General features: G+C 67.9%; 15 protein-coding genes. All 15 read right to left on the bottom strand.

Annotated features, from left to right (window positions below):
* Positions 1-3: 3 nt before the first annotated feature.
* Positions 4-2,280 carry a methyl-accepting chemotaxis protein gene (locus ACM2ZB_RS04715; protein ID WP_416057641.1) on the bottom strand — a complete coding sequence of 759 codons (2,277 nt, stop codon included), beginning with the start codon at positions 2,278-2,280 and terminating at the stop codon, positions 4-6.
* A gap of 832 nt (positions 2,281-3,112) precedes the next feature.
* Entirely contained in the window at positions 3,113-5,491 is a 2,379-nt protein-coding gene (locus tag ACM2ZB_RS04710) for a methyl-accepting chemotaxis protein (protein WP_313440270.1), read from the bottom strand.
* Between the two features lie 98 nt (positions 5,492-5,589).
* Positions 5,590-5,973 carry a hypothetical protein gene (locus tag ACM2ZB_RS04705; protein WP_313440272.1) on the bottom strand — a complete coding sequence of 128 codons (384 nt, stop codon included), beginning with the start codon at positions 5,971-5,973 and terminating at the stop codon, positions 5,590-5,592.
* 137 nt (positions 5,974-6,110) lie between these two features.
* On the bottom strand, positions 6,111-6,602 hold the full coding sequence (locus tag ACM2ZB_RS04700; protein WP_416057640.1) for a chemotaxis protein CheW: 492 nt from the start codon (positions 6,600-6,602) through the stop codon (positions 6,111-6,113).
* A 204-nt stretch (positions 6,603-6,806) separates the two neighbouring features.
* On the bottom strand, positions 6,807-7,580 hold the full coding sequence (locus ACM2ZB_RS04695; protein WP_313440486.1) for a flagellar brake protein: 774 nt from the start codon (positions 7,578-7,580) through the stop codon (positions 6,807-6,809).
* A 111-nt stretch (positions 7,581-7,691) separates the two neighbouring features.
* Complete coding sequence (locus ACM2ZB_RS04690; protein WP_416057639.1) at positions 7,692-9,884, bottom strand: methyl-accepting chemotaxis protein; 2,193 nt, start codon at positions 9,882-9,884, stop codon at positions 7,692-7,694.
* A gap of 3 nt (positions 9,885-9,887) precedes the next feature.
* Positions 9,888-10,361: a hypothetical protein gene (locus tag ACM2ZB_RS04685; RefSeq protein ID WP_416057638.1), complete on the bottom strand. Its 474-nt coding sequence runs from the start codon at positions 10,359-10,361 to the stop codon at positions 9,888-9,890.
* A gap of 164 nt (positions 10,362-10,525) precedes the next feature.
* Entirely contained in the window at positions 10,526-12,766 is a 2,241-nt protein-coding gene (locus ACM2ZB_RS04680) for a methyl-accepting chemotaxis protein (RefSeq protein WP_416057637.1), read from the bottom strand.
* 453 nt (positions 12,767-13,219) lie between these two features.
* Positions 13,220-15,205 (bottom strand): chemotaxis protein CheA, encoded by a 1,986-nt coding sequence (locus ACM2ZB_RS04675; protein ID WP_416057636.1) that lies wholly within the window; start codon positions 15,203-15,205, stop codon positions 13,220-13,222.
* A gap of 53 nt (positions 15,206-15,258) precedes the next feature.
* Complete coding sequence (locus ACM2ZB_RS04670; protein ID WP_070207889.1) at positions 15,259-15,624, bottom strand: response regulator; 366 nt, start codon at positions 15,622-15,624, stop codon at positions 15,259-15,261.
* Positions 15,621-15,929, bottom strand: coding sequence for an STAS domain-containing protein (locus ACM2ZB_RS04665; protein WP_313440284.1), 309 nt, complete (start codon positions 15,927-15,929; stop codon positions 15,621-15,623). The genes ACM2ZB_RS04670 and ACM2ZB_RS04665 overlap by 4 nt, the downstream gene beginning before the upstream one ends.
* 135 nt (positions 15,930-16,064) lie before the next feature.
* Complete coding sequence (locus tag ACM2ZB_RS04660) at positions 16,065-17,312, bottom strand: chemotaxis protein CheW (RefSeq protein ID WP_416057635.1); 1,248 nt, start codon at positions 17,310-17,312, stop codon at positions 16,065-16,067.
* Positions 17,309-18,091, bottom strand: a complete 783-nt coding sequence (locus tag ACM2ZB_RS04655; RefSeq protein WP_313440288.1) for a ParA family protein — start codon at positions 18,089-18,091, stop codon at positions 17,309-17,311. The genes ACM2ZB_RS04660 and ACM2ZB_RS04655 overlap by 4 nt, the downstream gene beginning before the upstream one ends.
* Before the next feature lie 4 nt (positions 18,092-18,095).
* Positions 18,096-19,109, bottom strand: a complete 1,014-nt coding sequence (gene motD / locus ACM2ZB_RS04650) for a flagellar motor protein MotD (RefSeq protein WP_416057634.1) — start codon at positions 19,107-19,109, stop codon at positions 18,096-18,098.
* A 1-nt stretch (position 19,110) separates the two neighbouring features.
* A complete protein-coding gene (locus ACM2ZB_RS04645; RefSeq protein WP_313440290.1) occupies positions 19,111-19,851 on the bottom strand; it encodes a flagellar motor protein in 741 nt (246 codons plus the stop codon).
* Positions 19,852-19,965: the final 114 nt, after the last annotated feature.

Here is a 19,965-nt window from a genome sequence, read left to right as displayed (position 1 = left end):
GGATCAGAATTCCTGCCAGTCGCCGTCGCTGGGGGCGACGAAGCTGGAGCTGGAGGTGGCGCTGGGACGGCGAGCGGGCGCGGGCGCGGCGGGCTGCGGGCGACGCACTGCGGCCACGGCGGCCGGTTCGACGCGCGCGGTCACCGCCTTCACGGCGGCCGCCACCTGGTTGTCCAGGCGGAAGATCGCCACCGCATCGGCCAGCTGCGCGGCCTGGTCTTCCATCGCCCGTGCAGCGGCGGTGGCTTCCTCCACCAGCGCGGCGTTCTGCTGGGTGGTTTCGTCCATCTGCACGACGGTCTGGTTGACCTGTTCGATGCCTGCCGACTGTTCCTGCGAGGCGGCGGAGATCTCGGCCATGATGTCGGTGACACGCTGCACCGAGGCGACGATCTCGCCCATGGTGCTGCCGGCCTGGTGGACCAGGCTGGAGCCTTCGGCGACCTTGCCGACCGAATCGTCGATGAGGCCCTTGATTTCCTTGGCGGCCGCAGCGGAGCGCTGGGCGAGGGTGCGCACTTCGCTGGCGACCACGGCGAAGCCGCGACCCTGCTCGCCGGCACGGGCGGCTTCCACCGCAGCGTTCAGGGCCAGGATGTTGGTCTGGAAGGCGATGCCGTCGATGACCGAGATGATCTCGGCGATCTTCTTCGACGAGGCCTGGATGGCCGACATGGTGGTGACCACCTGGCTGACCACTTCACCGCCCTGCGAGGCAACCCCCTGCGCGCCGATGGCCAGCTGGTTGGCCTGGCGGGCGTGCTCGGCGTTCTGGCGCACGGTGGAGGTCAGTTCCTCCATCGATGCGGCGGTTTCTTCCAGGTTGGCGGCCTGCTGTTCGGTACGGCGCGACAGGTCGCTGTTGCCGGACGCGATTTCGCCGGCCGCCAGGGTGATGCTGGATGCGCTGGTCTGGATCTGGCCGACGATCTGGGTCAGCTGGCTGACGGTGCTGTTGGCATCGTCGCGCATGCGGGCGAACACGCCCTGGTAGTCGCCGTGCATGCGTGTGGTCAGGTCACCTTCGGCGATGGCCGACAGCAGCTGCGACAACTTGCCGAGGTTGTCATCGCTGACCGCCATCATGGCATTGAGGTTTTCCAGCATCAGGCGGAAATCGTGGTCGAAGCGCTGGGCATCGCCACGGCGGCTGAAGTCGCCGGCGGCGGCGGCACCGGCCAGCTGCTTGATTTCGGCATTGATGCGGCCGAGGTTGGCCTTGACCGTGTCCACGGTGGTGGTCATGACGGCCTTCTCACCCGGGTAGCGCGCGATGTCGCGGCTCAGGTCGCCCACCGCGTACTGCTGCACCACGTCCAGCACATCGTGCAGGGTCTGCACGTGGCTGCCGACCAGGGCATTGGTTTCCTGCACCATCAGTCCGTATTCGCCGGGGAAGGCGCTGGCATCGATGCGGTAGCTCAGCTCGCCGCCATCGTGGCGGCGGGCCATTTCACGCTGGCCGCTGATGACCGCATGCAACTGCTGCTGCATGCCGGACATGGCCTCCAGCAGGCGGCCGGTTTCGTCGTGCGGCTGCGGGCCGATGTGGCTGTCCAGCTTGCCGTGGGCGATGCCCTCGGCGACGGCGGTGGCCTGCTTCAGTGGGCGGGCGATGCGGTTGCCGATGAGCCAGCTCAGCGCCAGCACGATCAGCACCACCGCGCCGCCGGTGGCGGTCATGATGGCGGTGAACACCAGGGCCTGGCGCTGCACGTCTTCCATGTAGACGCCACTGCTGATGACCCACTGCCAGGGCGCGAACAGCCCGGCATAGGACGCCTTGTCGTACAGGCCTTCAGCGTTGGCCTTGGCCCATTTGTAGGACACCACGCCGCCACCGGCACGGGCCACTTCGACCAGGTCATGGAAGAGCTGCACGCCGTCCTCTGAACGGAAGTCCTTCATGTCCTTGCCGATGAGGTCCTTGCGGAAGGGATGCATGAGGACGCGGTACTGGGTGTCGTATACGCTGTAGTAGTAGGTGTCATTGTCGGCACGCATGCGCGCCAGTGCGTCCAGTGCGGCCTGGCGTGCGGCCTCTTCGGTCAGTTCGCCGCTGGCGGCCAGCCCGTGGTAGTGATCGAGGATGCCGTAGGTCAGTTCGACCTGGGTCTTCAGGGAGGCCTTGCGGGTCTCGTTCAGGTCCAGGTACTGCATGCGGGCGGCAACCACAGACAGCGCGATGACGCCGATCGCAATCAGCAGCGTCAGCAGGTTGAGCTTGCGCCGGACGGAGAGGTTGCTGAAGTAGTGTTGCCAGCGATGCAGGAGGTTCATCAAGCGGGACCAGGGTGAAGGCAGGCGGGCGGCGCAAGCCGGTCGCGGCGGGACGAGCCGTGACAAGACCGTTATCGGCCGGAGGAGCGGGGGATTGAGGTGCGCTCTTCGAACCTATTCAGGTTTCCTTGCAGCGGCGGCTGCGGCGCTGCCTGCGGCAGGCTGTTTTGAAGCCAAGGCGACAGCAACAGCAACAGCAGTTCATGGCGCTGCATTGCCATGGATTGGCCGGGTCGGGGTAGGCAGGCAGGACACGCCGTAAACCCATCCATGGGGGCTCGTAGGCGCCTTGCTCGTTTGCGCTGTCCTGCGCACACGGCAAGACCGGGGTTGGGCATCCTGCCCAACCCGCCCGAGGCATGCCTCGGGCCCATGGCGCCTGCGGTCCTGCCTGCCTACCCCAACCCGACCCGCCAAGGCTTCACGTCGTCGGACGGCAAAAGCGTTGTTGTCATCGGGACGGAAAGAGGGGTCAGATCCGTTTTTCCTGCGGAAAACGGATCTGACCCCGTGAGCGATGCAGGTGCTGCTTTTGCTCTTCTTTCTTCAATCCGGGGTGGACGCGCAGGAAACTGTCCGGGGCCGGGTGGGTGGGTTGCGCGGGGGCGCAGGCGCCACGGATGGCGCCTACGAGCTTACAGGGACGTACTTGCAGCGTCCCCCGCGCGGCCCACCCACCCGGCCAACCTCAATAGCCAGCGCCTTTCTCGACCACCCCGAGGGGCTTCGCCGTTGGCTGGGACCCTGGAGAACCTAGGGAACCCGGAAACCCCGTAAACGAAAACGCCCCGGCACGGGGCCAGGGCGTCTTCAATGCGTGCAGCCGCAGGACTCAGAACTCCTGCCAGTCTCCGTCCGCCAGCTCCGCTGCCATCGGGCGACCACCGGTGCTGCGGCGTGCCGGCGGCGACGCCGGGGCCGGGGCGTGCGCCTGCGCCGGGGCAGCAGCACGCGGGGCCGGGGCGCGCGGGGCAACCACGGCTTCGGCTTCGTCCACCACGAAGATCGACACCGCTTCGCTCAGGTGACCGGCCTGTTCTTCCATCGAACGTGCGGCAGCAGTGGCTTCTTCCACCAGCGCGGCGTTCTGCTGGGTGGTTTCGTCCATCTGCACCACGGTCTGGTTGACCTGTTCGATGCCGGCCGACTGTTCCTGCGAGGCGGCAGAGATCTCGGCCATGATGTCGGTCACGCGCTGCACCGAGGCGACGATCTCGCCCATGGTCGCGCCGGCCTTGTGCACCAGTGCCGAGCCGTCGTTGACCTTGCCGACCGAATCGTCGATCAGGCCCTTGATCTCCTTGGCGGCAGCGGCGGAGCGCTGGGCCAGGGTGCGCACTTCGCTGGCGACCACGGCGAAACCACGACCCTGCTCACCGGCGCGGGCGGCTTCCACCGCAGCGTTCAGGGCCAGGATGTTGGTCTGGAAGGCGATGCCGTCGATGACGCTGATGATCTCGGCAATCTTCTTCGAAGACGCTTCGATGGCCGACATGGTGGTGACCACCTGGCCGACCACATCACCGCCCTGCGAGGCGACGCCGTGGGCGCCGATGGCCAGCTGGTTGGCTTGGCGGGCGTGCTCGGCGTTCTGGCGGACGGTCGAGGTCAGCTCTTCCATCGATGCCGCGGTCTCTTCCAGGTTGGCAGCCTGCTGCTCGGTTCGGCGCGACAGGTCGCTGTTGCCGGCGGCGATTTCACCGGCGGCCGAGCTGATCGCGCGGCTGGACTGCTTGATGCGGGTGACGATCTCGCTCAGCTGCGCGGCGGTGGCGTTGGCGTCGTCCCGCATGCGGGCGAACACGCCCTGGTAATCACCGTGCATGCGCACGGTCAGGTCACCCTGCGACAGCGCGGCCAGCAGGCCGGAGATCTGCTCGATGCTGCCGGCGTTGGCGTCCAGCAGGCCGTTGATCTGCTGGGCCAGCTGCAGGAAGAAGCCTTCCTTGCCAGCGGAATCGATGCGGCCGGACAGGTCACCGGCGGCGGCCTGGGCGATCACGCGGGCCACTTCGGCTTCAACCTGGGCTTCCTGGGTGCGGTCGCGCCATTCCACCACGTAGCCGACCGTGTCGCCGGCGTCGTTGCGGATGGTCGAGGCCACCTGGGCGAACTGCGCGTCGCCGTACTGCATCGGGCGGCGGGCCACGCCGTGGGCCTTCAGGTTGGCGACCAGGGTGGTGTCCATTTCGCCACGGTGTTCGAGCACGGTCACCGGCTTGCCGACCAGCGATGCCTGCGCATCGAAGTCGGGCAGGTCGCGGCGCACCTCGTCCTGGTACTGGGCCAGGGTCTGCTGCAAGGCGCGGTTGCTGTAGACGATGGTGTTGTTCGGGTCGGTCAGGTACACGCCGGTGGAGCTGTAGTCCAGGGCGGTACGGATGCGCAGGTTCTCGCGGGCGATGGCGGCATCGGTCTCGATGCGCTCGCGCAGGTCGCGCTGCATGCGCTGCATGGACTGCATCAGCTCGCCCACTTCGTCCTGGCGGCTGACATCGATATGGCCATCGAGCTTGCCGCCAGCCACGTCGTTGGCCACCGACACGGCGCCACGCACGCTGCCCACCAGGGCGCGGGCGAACAGCCACACCAGCACCAGCCCCAGCGCGGCGCCGCCCAGCAGGGCGATGACGGTCAGCACGGCCGAGGCCGAATAGGTGGAGGCCGCTTCCTCGCGCGATGCGCGGGCCAGGCGGTTGTCTTCGGCGATCAGCGCTTCCAGCGCAGCGGCCGCCTTGCGGTGCTTGGTGCGGGTTTCACCAACGAAGGTATCGATGGCGTCGTCCGGCAGGTCCAGCTCCAGCATTTCAGTGACGCTGTCATAGGAGGCCAGTGCGGCCTTCCAGTCAGCGGCGAAGGTTTCGAACAGCTTCTTCTGCTGTGCGTTGTCGACCAGTTTCGGATAGCCCTTGATGGACGAATCCATGCTGGTGCGCAGCTCGGCGGCCTGCTTGCGTGCGTCGGCCTTGACGTCGTCGCTGGCGCGGATCAGCTGCTGGTAGGCGCTGTTGCGGTATTCACCCAGCATGCCGCGCATCTCGCCGGCCAGGCGGATGCTTTCCATGCGTGAACCGGCCAGGTCCGTGGTGACGTTGTTCAGCGAATGCAGGCCACGATAGGCAACGATGCCCTGCAGCACCATCACCAGCAGGATGACGCCGAAGGTCAGCATCAGCTTCGGCATCAGTTTCAGGTTGTTGATCCACGACATGGGCGTTGCGATCTCCTCAGGCAGACGCGTCCGGGCGTCGGGCCCGGTTGCAGCAGCCACGCCGGCGCAGTGGCCGGCGTGGTGTGGTGGACAGCGGATTACTTGATGTTGGCCAGCTTCAGGCTTGCCGGCGAGCTGACTTCGATTTCAGCGCGCGAGGCGTCGCGCTGGATCTTGCCGATCACGCACACGGTCTTGCCTTCCAGGGTTTCCAGCGGGAAGTTGAACTTGCCGCGGTTCTCGCCGGCGATGCGGGCCGAGAAGGTATGGCGCGGGAAGGCACCGCCCATGTACAGGAAGGTCGGCTGACCTTCGGAACCTTCTGCGTAACGCGCCTTTTCGACCTTGCCGCAGACCATGCCGTCCTTGCCGACCGAACGCGGGGCCATTTCCGGCGGGATCATCTCGGCCGACTGCGCGAAGGCGGAAGAGGCGGTGGTGGCCAGGACGGCGGCCGAAACGAACGCAAGCAGGGACTTCATCGGGGTGATTCTCCGGGGATTGTGATGGTCGATCCGGTCCTGCGCGCTCCTGCGCGACCGGGTTCCTGTCCCCCTATCGGCAGCGCCGCGGGGAACTGAAGGGTTCGGTAACGGAAACGTGAGGAAAGTCCGCCTGGTCAGGCAGCGACGTCCTCGACCACGTGGGTCTGGCCCATGTCGGCGCTGTCCAGCAGGGTCTCGATGTCCAGCAGGATCAGCATGCGGTCGTCGTGGGTACCGATGCCGGAGATGAAGCGGGTATCGACGGCGGCACCGAATTCCGGGGTCGGGCGGATCTGTTCGCCGGACAGCGGGATCACGTCGGAGACGCTGTCCACCACGATGCCGACCACGCGGTCTTCCACGTTCAGCACGATCATCACGGTGAAGGCGTCATAGCGCGCGTTTTCCAGGCGCAGCTTCAGGCGCAGGTCGATGACCGGGACGATGGTGCCGCGCAGGTTGATCACGCCCTTGATGTAGTCCGGGGCGTCCGGCACGCGGGTGACCGCGTCGTAGCCGCGGATTTCCTGCACCTTGAGGATGTCCACGCCGTAGTGCTCGGCACCGAGGGTGAAGCTGAGGAATTCGCCACCGGCACTGGCGGTGGAGCTGGTCTTTTCGTTCATCGAGGGGTCCTGGTCTGCCGGAAGTCCCGGTGTCAGGCTCGATATCGGCCCCGTGGGTCGGGACTTTAGGTGGACCATCCACGCATGGCGTGGATCTACTGTTCGCGCTGCGCATGGCGTGGATCTGCCGGTCGCGCCGGGCATGGCGAGGATGTGCGGGCCGCGCAGGGTCGCGGGGTTGCCGGCCGGCGGCCGGCACCACCCTTACATCTCGCCGTTCTGGCGGGCCTTGCGCTGGCGGTCGATGCGGAAGATGTAGCGCTGGATGGCGCTGTCGCCGCCGCGGGGCAGGTCGTCGAAGCGCATGCCGATGCGCTTGACCTCGATGCCGTTGGGCTGGCGCTGCGGCAGCGAGTTGCACACCACCAGGCTGATCTGCAGGTCCGGGCCATCGGGCATGGACAGCACGGCGGCATAGCGCTTCTGCAGGCTGAAAAGGGCGCAGTCGGTGGGGACGGTGACCGCCAGCCCGCCGCCGCTGATATCCACCACGCGCATCGACAGTGCCTCGGCGCCGGCTTCGCCGGCCGGCAGGGTCAGCTGCGGGGAGTCGGTGATGGGCGTCTCCAGCCGGTACAGTTCGCGCCGCTGCAGGTGCACCAGCTCTTCGGGAAGCGGGGCGCGGAAGGCCACGTGGCCATCGTTGTCCACCCGGTGCAGGTCACGCAGGCTGAAGCGCACCAGCACCCGTTCCAGCTGGGCGAAGCAGAGCAGGTGGTCGGCCTGTTCGGCGGCGCGGTTGGAGGCTTCCTGCAGGCTGCCATCCAGCAGCAGGCTGTCCTCGTCTTCGTCCAGGTCCAGCAGAGCGGTGGGGAAGGAGCGGTCGCGGCCGTCGATATGGGCGTTGATCAGTGAACGCTGGTCGATCAGCGACCGCAGCAGCTGGCGCAACTGGCGGGGATTGCGGACCAGAAAGCGTTCGTCGGCGGCGTTGGCCGCGTGAGCATCGTGCAGATCAGTGTCGTGGCCGTCGGACATGGAATCTTGGTTCAAGGGCGGGCGCCAGCACGCTTTGGCGCGCGGCTCGAAGGGGATATCGGCTGCTGTGCGGGAATATGTAGCACGCGCAGCCGAGCGGACCTGACTCTATCAGTTGTCGATCCCGGCGATCTGCCGCACGCGCTGCATCACCGCCGGGTTGCCATCGCCCTCATGCAGATGGAACCGCGCCACCGCTTCGGCCAGCAGCGCCGCCTGGGCGGCCATGTCCTGGGTGGCGTGGGTGGAATCCTCCACCAGCGCCGCATTCTGGCGGGTGCCGGCATCCATCTGCGCGATGCTCTGGTTGACCTGTTCGATGCCGGCGCTCTGTTCCTGCGATGCGGCCGAGATCTCACCCATGATCTGGTTGACCTGCTGCACGGCCTGCACGATCTGCCCCATGGTGGTGCCGGCCTGGTGGACCAGGCTGGAACCCTCGTTGACCTTGCCCACCGAGTCGTCGATGAGGCCCTTGATCTCCTTGGCCGCCGCCGCGGAGCGCTGGGCCAGGGTGCGCACTTCACTGGCGACCACGGCGAAACCGCGCCCCTGTTCGCCGGCGCGGGCCGCTTCCACCGCCGCGTTCAACGCCAGGATGTTGGTCTGGAAGGCGATGCCATCGATGACCGAGATGATCTCGGCGATCTTCTTCGAAGACGCTTCGATGGCCGACATGGTGGTGACCACCTGGCCGACCACCGCGCCGCCCTCGCCGGCGACATCGGCTGCGCCGATGGCCAGCTGGTTGGCCTGGCGCGCATGCTCGGCGTTCTGCCGCACGGTGGCGGTCAGCTCTTCCATGGTCGCCGCGGTTTCTTCCAGGCTGGCGGCCTGCTGTTCGGTGCGCGTGGCCAGGTGGCCGTTGCCCTGCGACAGGCTGGCGGCGCGGGCGGTCAGGCGGCTGGAGGCGGACTGGATGCTGCCGACGATGCCGGTGAGCTGGGCGGTGGTCGTGTTCGCATCATCGCGGATGCGTGCGTAGACGCCGTGGAAGTCGCCTTCCATGTGTGCGGTCAGGTCGCCGCGGGACAGCGCCGACAGCAGCTGCGAGATCTGTTCGATGCTGCCTGCGTTGGCATCGAGCAGGCCATTGAGGCGCTCGGCCAGCTGCAGGAAGAAGCCTTCCTTGCCCACGGTGTCAACGCGGCTGGCGAAGTCACCCAGCGCGGCGGCTTCGACGATGCGGCCCAGTTCCTCTTCCACCTGCAGTTCGGTGGTGCGGTCGGCCCACTCGACCACGAAGCCATGGCGCTGGCCGTCATCGCCGATGACCGGGTTGACGATCAGGCGCATGCTGCGGCCGCCCACTCGGATCTGCGCGCGGTAGGTGCCGGTCAGGTGATCCAGCAGGGCCGCCTGGTGCGCCGGGTTGCGGTGGAAGATGTCGATGTTGCGGCCAATCAGGTCGGCGGCACTGAACTGCGGCAGGTCGCGGCGCAGGTCGGCTTCTGCGGCGGCCAGCATCTTCTGCAGCGGCCGGTTGACGAAGACGATGTTGCGGTCGCGGTCGGCGATCATCACGTGGGTGGTGACATCGTCCAGGGCGGTGCGGATGCGCAGCGATTCACCACTGGCGGCCTGTTCGCGGGCGCGCCGCTGCAGCAGCTGGTTGCCGGTCTGTACCAGTGCGGCAGCCAGCGAGTCGCGCGGGAACTGCGCGGCCTGCAGCGCTTCCGGCAGCGGCTGGTCTTCGGCCAGGCCGTGGGCCAGCTGGGCCAGCTGCTGCGGGTCGTGGCCGAGCAGCAGCAGCTGCCTGCGCATCTGTACGGCCATGACCGACAGCAGGCCGGCTTCGACCACCACGTACAGCGCATGCAGGGCAAGCACGCCCAGCCCGCTGCCGGCGGCGAACACCGGGTAGGGCAGGCCGCGCGCCTGCAGCGCGAAGAACAGCGCGTGGTGCACGGCGATGGCGGCGGCCGCGACGATGATCGGCAGCCAGTCGCGGTAGTACAGCAGCAGGGCGATCAGCACGATGACGGTGAAGTGGGTTTCCAGCTGCCCGTGGGTCTGGTGGATGAGCGTGGCCGACAGCACCATCCAGGCCAGGGCGATGGTGCAGCGACTGAGCCGGCTGCCGGCCAGGCCATGCACCTGCAAGGCGGTGACCAGCAGCGCCGGCAGGGCCACGGCCAGCCAGGGCGTCCACTGGCCGCTGCGCAGCGCCAGGCCCAGCGACACCAGCACCAGGCCGGCGGTGACGGCCAGGAACAGGCGGTCAGCGCTGGCGGCCATGGCGCGCAGGAACGGCAGGGTTTCGTGACCGGCCAATGCAGCGGTGGGTCGGGGTGGTGCGTGCATGCGCTACTCCTTGAGGCATGGGCATGGGGTGGAAAGAATCACCGGCGCCTGCGGTCCGCGCAGGAGCTGGGTGACCAGGGCGGTCGCGGCCAGGGAGGTGCTGCCACAGCCGGGGCCGAGCATGGCGGGCCCGGCATAGACCAGGCGCCGGTCGTGCAGCACCAGCCAGTCGAAGGGCAGGGCCAGGCGGCTGTTGCGCGTGGCCACGCCATGCGGCGCCACGCTGGCGGGCGCGCAGGGGCAATGGGCGGGTTGGCGCAGCAGCACGGGGTGGTCGGCGCTGGCGGCCAGGACGGCCGGCGGGATCTGCGCGAGCAGCTGCGCGGGATTCCAGTCGTGTGTGGCGGTGGCGTTGCCGCGCTCCTGCAGCCACAGCGCGGGCAAGGTCCAGCCCAGCCACGTGGCCAGCAGCAGCACGCCGGCCAGTGCGGACCAGCGGGGAACCGGTGTCAGGTTCGAATCGACGCTGGCGGACATGGGTGTGCCTGCTGAGGGGGCGTTTTCCCTTAGCGGCGCGAACCGGCTTAACCTGAAGGAGAATTAAATAAATACTTCAGAGGCGTGAGGGCGCCTCTTTCCTGTGGAGCTGCCTGAAGGGCCCGGTCGCGTGCAACCGGGCCCTTCGATGTGACACCGGCGGCTTAGAACTCCTGCCAGTCACCCTCACCGGCGAAGGCGGGCTGGGCGACCGGCTTGCGTGCACGCACCGGCGCGGGTGCGGCGGCGGGGGCAGCAGGGCGGGCCGCCGGGGTGGCGACGGGGGCCCGCGGTGCCGGGGCCGTCAGGCCCGGCGAGGCCAGGCGGAAGCGGGCCACGGCTTCGCCCAGCTGAGCAGCCTGCTCTTCCATTGCCCGTGCAGCGGCGGTGGCTTCTTCCACCAGTGCGGCGTTCTGCTGGGTGGTTTCGTCCATCTGCACCACGGTCTGGTTGACCTGCTCGATGCCGGCCGACTGTTCCTGCGAGGCCGCGGAAATCTCGGCCATGATGTCGGTCACGCGCTGCACCGAGGCGACGATCTCGCCCATGGTGCTGCCGGCCTGGTGGACCAGGCTGGAGCCTTCGGCGACCTTGCCGACCGAATCGTCGATCAGGCCCTTGATCTCCTTGGCGGCAGCGGCGGAGCGCTGGGCCAGGGTGCGGACTTCGCTGGCGACCACGGCGAAGCCGCGACCCTGTTCACCGGCACGGGCCGCTTCCACCGCAGCGTTCAGGGCCAGGATGTTGGTCTGGAAGGCGATGCCGTCGATGACCGAGATGATCTCGGCGATCTTCTTCGAAGACGCTTCGATGGCCGACATGGTGGTGACCACCTGGCCGACCACGTCACCGCCCTGCGAAGCGACGCCGTGGGCGCCGATGGCCAGCTGGTTGGCCTGGCGGGCGTGCTCGGCGTTCTGCTTGACGGTGGAGGTCAGTTCCTCCATCGATGCGGCGGTTTCTTCCAGGTTGGCGGCCTGCTGCTCGGTGCGGCGCGACAGATCGCTGTTGCCCGATGCGATCTCACCGGCCGCCAGGGTGATGCTGCCGGCGCTGGCCTGGATCTGGCCCACGATCTGGGTCAGTTGGGCGACGGTGGTGTTGGCATCGTCGCGCATGCGGGCGAACACGCCGTGGAACTGGCCGTCCATGCGGGCGGTCAGGTCGCCTTCGGCGATGGCCTGCAACAGCTTGGAGAGCTGGCCCAGGTTGCCGTCGGCCACCTGCATCATCGAGTTCAGCTGTTCGATCATGACCTTGAAGTCATGCTGGAAGCGGCCGGCATCGCCGCGCTGGCTGAAGTCGCCGGCAGCGGCAGCGCTGGCCAGCTGCTGGATCTGCGTGTTGATGGCCAGCAGGCTGGCCTTGGCCGCATCCATCGATTCATGCAGGATCGCGCGGCTGCCCGGCAGGCGGCGTGCGTCCGGGGCCAGGTTGCCGACCGCGTACTGGTTCAGCACGTCGATGGCATCGCGGATCGAATCGAGATGTTCGAAGATGACGGTGTTGATGCCGCCGGCCAGCTGGCCGTAGACGCCTGGGAAATCTTCGGGGATGCGGTGGCTGATGTCCGGGCCGGCATGCATCTGCGCCATCAGCTGGGTCTGGTCGGAGAAGCGGCGCAGCATGCTGGTCATGTCGCTGGTGGCGGTCAGCATGCGGCCGGCTTCGTCCTTGCTGGTGGCCTGGGTGGACACGCTCAGGTCGCCGCGGGCGACGGCCTGGATGGCGTTCAGGGCCTTGCCCAGCGGACCGGTGACGGCGCGCGAGATGACGATGGCCAGCGCGGCTGCCAGCAGCGACAGCAGCACGATGCAGCTGATGATGGCGATGACGCTGGTGCGGTGGGTCGCATTGGCGGCGTCGATCTTGGCCTGCATCAGCGAGTTGCTGTAGGCACCGAGGGCCTTGAGGTCCTCGAAGGCCTTGCGGCGCAGCGGGCGCGACTGCTCATCGGAGATCTGCCGGGCCAGCGCGCCGTCGCCGGCCGTGGCTGCTTCGCGCAGTTTGCCGTTGGCAACGAAGTAGCCGTCCACGTCGGCCTGTACAGCCTTGTAGAGCTCGCGTTCCTTGTCGCCGGCGGGCAGCTTCGCATAGGCCGCCAGCTGTTCGCGCACGACCGCAGCGGTGTCGTTCATGCGCTTGTTGTAGTCGGCCACCTTTTCCGGCTGGTCCAGCATGCTGATCTGGGCCAGTTCGTAGGTGCGGAATTCACCCAGCTGCGAGCGCACCTCGCCCAGGTACTGCACCGAGGGAATGTCGTTGGTCGCCATGGCACCCAGTTGGGCGTTGGATTCAGACAGGCGGACCAGGGCGAACACGCCCAGGACGACGGTCATCAGGGTTGTCAGGGTGAACCCCACGGCCAGCTTGCGGGCGATGGGCAGATCGTGGAACCACTTCATGCAGGGTGCTCCAGGTGGGCAGAGGGCCGGCGCGCGGGCGCGGGCTGTGCGGGTTGCAGAGGGGAACGGTCGTGCCGGTGGGGGTTCGGTGACTGCCGTCAAAGCCAGATAGCGGCGTGGTTCGCGCGGACTTTATGGACGGATGTCACATTCGCAGGCGTAGGGCTGAATCGGCGAAAGCGTTGCAGTGCGAGCGCTTTCGCTGGCTGCGGTGGTTGCGCCGGAAACTGCCTTCACGACCGGGATCACAGTGCGTGATCGGGCGGTGGGTTCAGCGATGGGGTCAGAGCCCTTTCCCGGGCAAAGGGATCTGACCCCGGAGGGGAGGCTGGTCGTGTCGGGGTCGGATCCCTTTGCACCGCAAAGCGATCTGACCCCGTAGGCGCAGTTGCGCGCAAACGAAGACCGCCGCCCCGGAGGGCGGCGGTCGGGGGTGCAACCCGGCGTGGAGAATTAGGCGGCCTGCGGCACGCGCAGCGAGCGCACCAGGCCGCCGATGTCGACGATGAGGGCGACGCGGCCATCGCCCAGGATGGTGGCACCGGACACACCACCGATACGCCGGTAGTTGTTCTCGATGTTCTTCACCACGACCTGCTGCTGGCCGACCAGCTCGTCCACTTCCAGGGCGATCTTCTGGCCATCACCTTCAACCACCACCACCAGCGATTCGCTGTTGGCTTCGCGGGCGCCGTAGCCGTAGTACTCACTCAACGACAGGATGGGCAGGTATTCGCCGCGCACGCGCAGCACGCGGCCTTCGCCGGCCATGCTGCGGATGTCCTCGGCCTGCGGCTGCAGCGCCTCCAGCACGTAGGCCAGCGGCAGGATCAGGGTTTCGCCGGCTACCGCCACGGTCATGCCATCCAGGATGGCCAGGGTGAGCGGCAGGCGAATGAGGGTGCGGGTGCCCGCGCCCAGGCTGCTTTCAATCTGTACTTCGCCGCCCAGCGCCTGGATGTTGCGGCGGACCACGTCCATGCCCACGCCACGGCCGGACAGGTCGGTGACCGCATCGGCGGTGGAGAAGCCGGGCTGGAAGATCAGGTCCCAGACCTGCGAGTCGGTCGGGTTGTCCGGTACGCTCAGACCGCGCTCGTGGGCCTTGGCCAGGATCTTTTCGCGGTTCAGGCCGCGGCCATCGTCGCTGACTTCGATGACGATGTGGCCGCCCTGGTGCGACGCGGCCAGGGTGATCGTGCCGGTTTCGTCCTTGCCGGCATCGCGACGGATGTCGGGCATTTCCAGGCCGTGGTCGATCGAGTTGCGGACCAGGTGGACCAGCGGATCGGCGATCTTCTCGATCAGGCCCTTGTCCAGTTCGGTGCCTTCGCCCACGGTGCGCAGGCGGACCTGCTTGCCGAGGCGGCTGGACAGATCGCGGACCAGACGCGGGAAGCGGCGGAACACCGCGTCCACCGGCAGCATGCGCACGCCGATCACCGCTTCCTGCAGATCGCGGGTATTGCGTTCAAGCAGGTCCAAGCCGGCGAACAGGCTTTCGGCGTGGACCGGGTCCAGTGCGTGCGAGACCTGCTTGAGCATGGCCTGGGTGATGACCAGTTCGCCGACCAGGTTGATCAGCGCGTCGACCTTGTCGACGCTGACGCGGATGGAGGTTTCCGCTTCCTGGCTGGTGCCGCCGCTGGCAGCTGCTGCGGCGGGCGCAGCAGCGGCAGCAGGCGTGGAAGCGGCGGGTGCCGCCGGAGCCTGGGTGGCCAGGCTTGGCGGTGCGGCCGGACGGATGTCCAGTTCGCAGTCGTCCAGCACCCAGGCGAAGGTGTCTTCGATCTTGCTGCGCGGCACCTTGCCGACCAGGCCCAGATCCCAGGCCAGGTGTGCTTCCAGCGGATCCAGCTGGGCGAAGCCCGGCAGGCGCTCCATGCGCGCGGCCACCTGCAGCGAACCCAGGTGTTCCAGTTCGCGGATGATGCGCAGCGGATCGTTGCCGCTCATGAACAGCGACGGCGCCGGGGTGAAGCCGATCTGCCAGGCTTCAGGCGTGTCGTCGACCTTGGCCGCAGCCGCGGCCGGAGCGCTGGCGGCCGCCTGGCCGGACAGCACCGCTTCCAGGCGCGCCTTCACCGCAGCCACGGCGGCCGGATCGGCTGCCTGACCGTGTTCGGCTTCGCGCAGCAGGGCGCGCAGCACGTCCACCGAGGACAGCATGGCGTCCACGGCGGTTGCTTCCAGGGCCCGCTTGCCGGCGCGCAGCTCATCGAGCAGCGTTTCCAGCACGTGGGTCAGGCCGGCGATCGTATCGAAGCCGAAGGTGCCGGCACCGCCCTTGATGGAGTGGGCGGCGCGGAACACCGAGTTGATGATTTCCGGATCCTGTTGCCCCGATTCCAGGGCCAGCAGGCCGGCCTCCATCGCGTCGAGGCCTTCGCGGCTCTCCTCGAAGAAGGTGGCGTGGAAGCGTTGCAGGTCCATGCTCATGGCAGAGGCAATCCGGAAACGTGGGGAAGGGGCGGTTCAGGGGTGCAGGGCGATCAGCCCAGCACCTTCTGTACGGTGGCGACCAGCTGTTCGGGGTTGAACGGCTTGACCAGCCAGCCGGTGGCACCGGCGGCCTTGCCTTCGGACTTCTTGTCCGCGGCCGATTCGGTGGTCAGCATCAGCATGGGGGTGAACTTGTAATCCGGCAGCTGGCGCAGCTCGCGGATCAGGCTGATGCCATCCATGTTCGGCATGTTGACGTCGGTTACCACCGCGTTGAAGCGCTGGCCCTTGGCGCGACCGAGCGCGACCGCGCCGTCTTCAGCTTCTTCGACGGCAAAACCGGCCGAGGTGAGGGCGAAGGAAACCATCTGGCGCATCGACGCCGAATCGTCCACCACCAAGATACGTGCGCTCATGCAGCGTTCTCCACAGATTTCAGGTTGTCATGGGGTACGTCCAGGCCCAGTGCCTGGGTGACGCCCAACAGGCGGGCGGCGTCACGGAAGGTTGCGGTGCAACCGTGGAAGCCGGTGCCCAGGCCCGCCTCGCGGCGTGCCTGCACGAACGCACACAGCACCTGGACGCTGGCCGTGTGGATGCGACCGACCTGGCTTGCATCCAGGGTCAGTTCGCCTGCTTCCGCCACGAGGGGCGAAAGGCGGTTCTTGAGCTCGGTGCTGCTCTCAATGCCGAGATCCACACCCAGTTCGACAGTGCTCATCGTTGCTCCGGACAAACGGTTCCGAGATCCATAACGGCACCCGGCGGGGGTTCTTTAGGGTTGAATCGATCAGGGCAGTAGATCCACGCCATGCGTGCGCGTGTCCAGTAGATCCACGCCATGCGTGGATGGGACTCACCCCAACAAACGGGTCGCGTCCAGCAGGATCATCGGCCGCTGGCTGATGCGGGCCACGCCACGGAACAATTCGTTGGAAATCTGGCAGATGCGGGCGGTGTCCGGCGGCTCGATCTGCGAGTCGGTCAGGTTGGCCACGTCTTCCACGGCCGAGACGCGCAGGCCCAGGGTTTCGCCATCTTCTTCCAGCACCACGATGCGGGTCTGTGCGTCGTCCTCACCGGTGGGGGCGCCCAGGTGGATGCCCAGGTCCATCACCGGCACCACTTGGCCACGCAGGTTCATGATGCCCAGCATGGCCGCCGAGGTGCCGCGCAGGGGCAGCAGCGGCACCGGCAATACCACTTCCTGCACCTTCAGCAGCTCCAGTGCGTAGGCCTGCGTGCCGCAGCGCAGGCGCAGCCAGCGCGAGGTGCGTTCGCCGGCGCGGCGGTTCTGCGGGTTGCGGCCATTGGCGGGCTGGTAGGCCTGGGCCTGCAGTTCCTGCCAGCTGCCAGGCCGGTTGTCGCTGGGCGCATCGACGGTCACGCGCGGCGGCGGCGCCACGGCGGCGCGGGCGATGGGGGCGGGCGCAGGCGCAGGCGCCGGACGCGGCGCAACCGGGGCTGCGGCAGGCGGCGCGGTGGGGACGCTCTCGCCAACGGCGGCGGCCTCGAACGCGGCCTGCAGGGCCGGACTGTCGGTGTGGGCCAGGCGCTGACTGTCCGCGCTGTCGGTTTCGTAAATCACTTCGTCCGGCAGGTCATCCCAGGTGGGCTTGGCTGCGGCCGGATCGATTGCGGGTTCGGGTTCGGGCGCCGCGGCGCGGCTGGCATCGCCGGTTTCGTAGACGACTTCGGCAGGCAGGTCATCCCAGGTCGGCTCGCGCTCGGCGGCGGCAACTGGGGCGACGGCAGCGTCGAAGGCAGCCTCCAGCGCGGCGTCGTCCGTAGCGGTGACCGCGACGGCATCGCCGGTTTCGTAGACGACCTCGGCAGGCAGGTCATCCCAGGTCGGCTCGCGCTCGGCGGCAGCAACCGGGGTGACGGCAGCGTCGAAGGCAGCCTCCAACGCGGCGTCGTCCGTAGCGCTAACCGCAGCGGCATCGCCTGTTTCGTAGATGACCTCGGCGGGCAGGTCATCCCAGGTTGGCTCGCGCTCCGGCGCTGCCGGTGCGGCGGCCACCGGTGCCGGCGGCGGTGCCAGGGCGATGGCTTCGCCCAGCAGTTCGTCCAGATAGTCGTCCAGCACGCCGGGGGTGCTCATGCCGCCTGCTCCAGTGCACGCGCGTCTTCGCCCACGATCCAGTTCAGGGCGCGACGGTAGGCGGCCAGGCCGCGGCCCGGGTAGTCCTCGCCCACGCTGGGCAGGGTCAGGCCGGCGGCATTGCTGATGCGCGTATCGATTGGAATCGCGTCTTCCCACACGCGGGCGCCGTGGCGGTCCTGCATGGTGCGCAGCGATTCGTTGCCGGCGCGGGTACGGCGGTCGAACAGGGTCGGCAGGATCGAGATCGGCAGCGGGCGGCGGCGCGAACGCTCGACCATTTCGCCGGTGCGGACCATGCCGTCCAGGCCGTGCAGGGCCAGCGGTTCGGCCTGGGTGGGGATGATAAGGCGGTCGGCCGCGGCCAGCGCGTTGATCATCAGCAGGCCCAGGGTGGGCGCGCAGTCCAGCAGGATGTAGTCGTGCTGGCCCTGGTGGCGGGCCAGTGCGTTCTGAAGGGCCAGGCCCAGGCCGGGTTGGTTGGCGCTGCGCCGTTCCAGCGTGGCCAGCGACGCCTGCGCGCACACATAGTCCAGCCCGGCGATGCTGCTGGGGTGGCTCAGCGCGGACAGCTCGGCCGGAGGGGCGCCGAACAGTTCCAGCACGCCGGCCGGCGGGGGCTCCACCGGCACGCCGAAGGCGCGGGTGAGCGAAGCGTGCGGATCCAGATCGATCAACAGCACGCGGTGGCCCTGTGCGGCCAAGCCGCGACCGAGGGCGAGGGTGGTGGTGGTCTTGCCGACTCCACCCTTCTGGTTGGCGACTGCCCAGATGCGCATCGGTTTACTCCTTCATTGCCGGGGGAACGGCGGCGCCGACACGGCTGCCAGCCGGCACCGGTGGCAACTTCACCGGTGCGATGGAGGGAACGGGTCTGCTGTAGGCTGCACCGCTGGCCACGGCCTGGTCGGTGCGGGTGGCACCGGTGGCGGCATTCAGGCGCTCGCCCAGCGGATCGACGGCATGGCTGGTGTCGGCCAGGATGATGACCATCACCCTGCGGTTGCGGTTGCGGCCCTGCGCGCTGTCGTTCTCTTCGCGCGGGCGGAACTGGCCGTAGCCGACCATGGCCAGACGCGAGGGCTGTACGCCCTGGTCGGCGAACAGATGCACCACGCTGGCCGCGCGGCCGGCCGACAGTTCCCAGTTGGACGGGAAGGTAGCGGTGGCGATCGGCACGTTGTCGGTGTGGCCTTCCACGCGCACGCTGTTGGGCACGTCGCGCAGCACCTCGGCCAAGCTGGCCAGGGTCTGTCGGGCATGCACGTCCAGCGCGGCCGAGCCGGTCGGGAACAGGATGTCGCTGTTGATCTCCACTTCGATCCAAAGCTCGGTGCGGCGCACGCTGATCATGCCGCGGTCGATCAGCGGCGCCAGCGCGGCGGTCAGGCGGTCGGCGATGCTGTTGAGCTGGCGCTCGGCACGGGCGATCTGTTCCTGGTTGTGCACCGACACCGGCATGCGCATCTGCGAAGCCATCGATGGCAGCAGGGTGGGGTCGTGCGACGGTGCGGGCGCGGACGGGCCGATCTTGGTGCCGGACTTGATGACCGACGGACTGTCCCAGCCGCCACCCTGCACCTGCTTGTTGCCCACCTGCACGGGGTTGATGGTGCGCGGCGCACCACCGAAGGCATCGGTGAGGGCGTCGGCCATGATCCGGTACTTGCCCTCGTTCACCGAGGAAATCGCGTACATGACCACGAAGAAGGCGAGCAGCAACGTCATCAGGTCGGCATAGGGAATGGCCCATGCCTCGTGATTGGCGTGCTCTTCGTGGTGCTTGCGGCGGGCCATGTCAGTGCAGGAAGCCGGAAAGGTTGGTTTCGATGTTGCGCGGGTTCTCGCCCTGGGCGATGGAGATCAGGCCTTCGATGACCATCTCGCGGTCACGCGAGTTGTGCGCGATCACGCCCTTGAGCTTGGCGGCGATGGGCAGGAACAGCAGGTTGGCCGAGGCGATGCCATAGATGGTGGCGGTGAACGCGGCGGCGATGCCGTGGCCCAGCTTGCTGGGGTCGGCCAGGTTCTTCATCACTGCGATCAGGCCCAGCACGGCGCCGATGATGCCCAGGGTGGGTGCGTAGATGCCCATCGCTTCGAAGACCTTGGCGCCGGCCTGGTCCTGGTGTTCCTGGCTGCCCAGCTCGATTTCCATCATGTGCCGGATCGATTCGGGTTCCACGCCGTCCACCAGCAGCTGCAGGCCCTTGCGCAGGAACGGGTCGCGCTGTGCGTCCACCTGCGATTCCAGGCCCAGCAGGCCCTGGCGGCGGGCGATGTTGCTCCACTCGACGATCTGCTGGATCAGTTCACGGCGGTCGCTGTGCGGCGGGCGAACGACCCAGCGCACGATCTTGAAGGCGTGCTTGAACACCGCCGGGGCGGTGTGCAGCAGGATGGCGGCAACGGTGCCGACGATCACGATCACGAAGGCGGCCGGCGACCACAGCGAGGCCAGGCCGGCGCCCTTGAGGATGCTGCCACCGACCAGCGAGGCCAGGGCGAGAAAGAGTCCAATGAGGCTGAGTCTATCCATGGGTCCGGTATCGGCTTGTGTGAATGGGACTTGAGACACCGGTAGATCGTGTACAGACGGTAGTCACAGTTTTCGGGTCGCCGGGCAGGGCCCGGCGCTGCCGCGCTGGGCCCG

This window comes from Stenotrophomonas maltophilia, from assembly GCF_047782825.1.
Classification (GTDB): domain Bacteria; phylum Pseudomonadota; class Gammaproteobacteria; order Xanthomonadales; family Xanthomonadaceae; genus Stenotrophomonas.
Note: the sequence above shows the minus strand (reverse complement) of the source record. Positions and strands in the feature narration are given on the sequence as shown.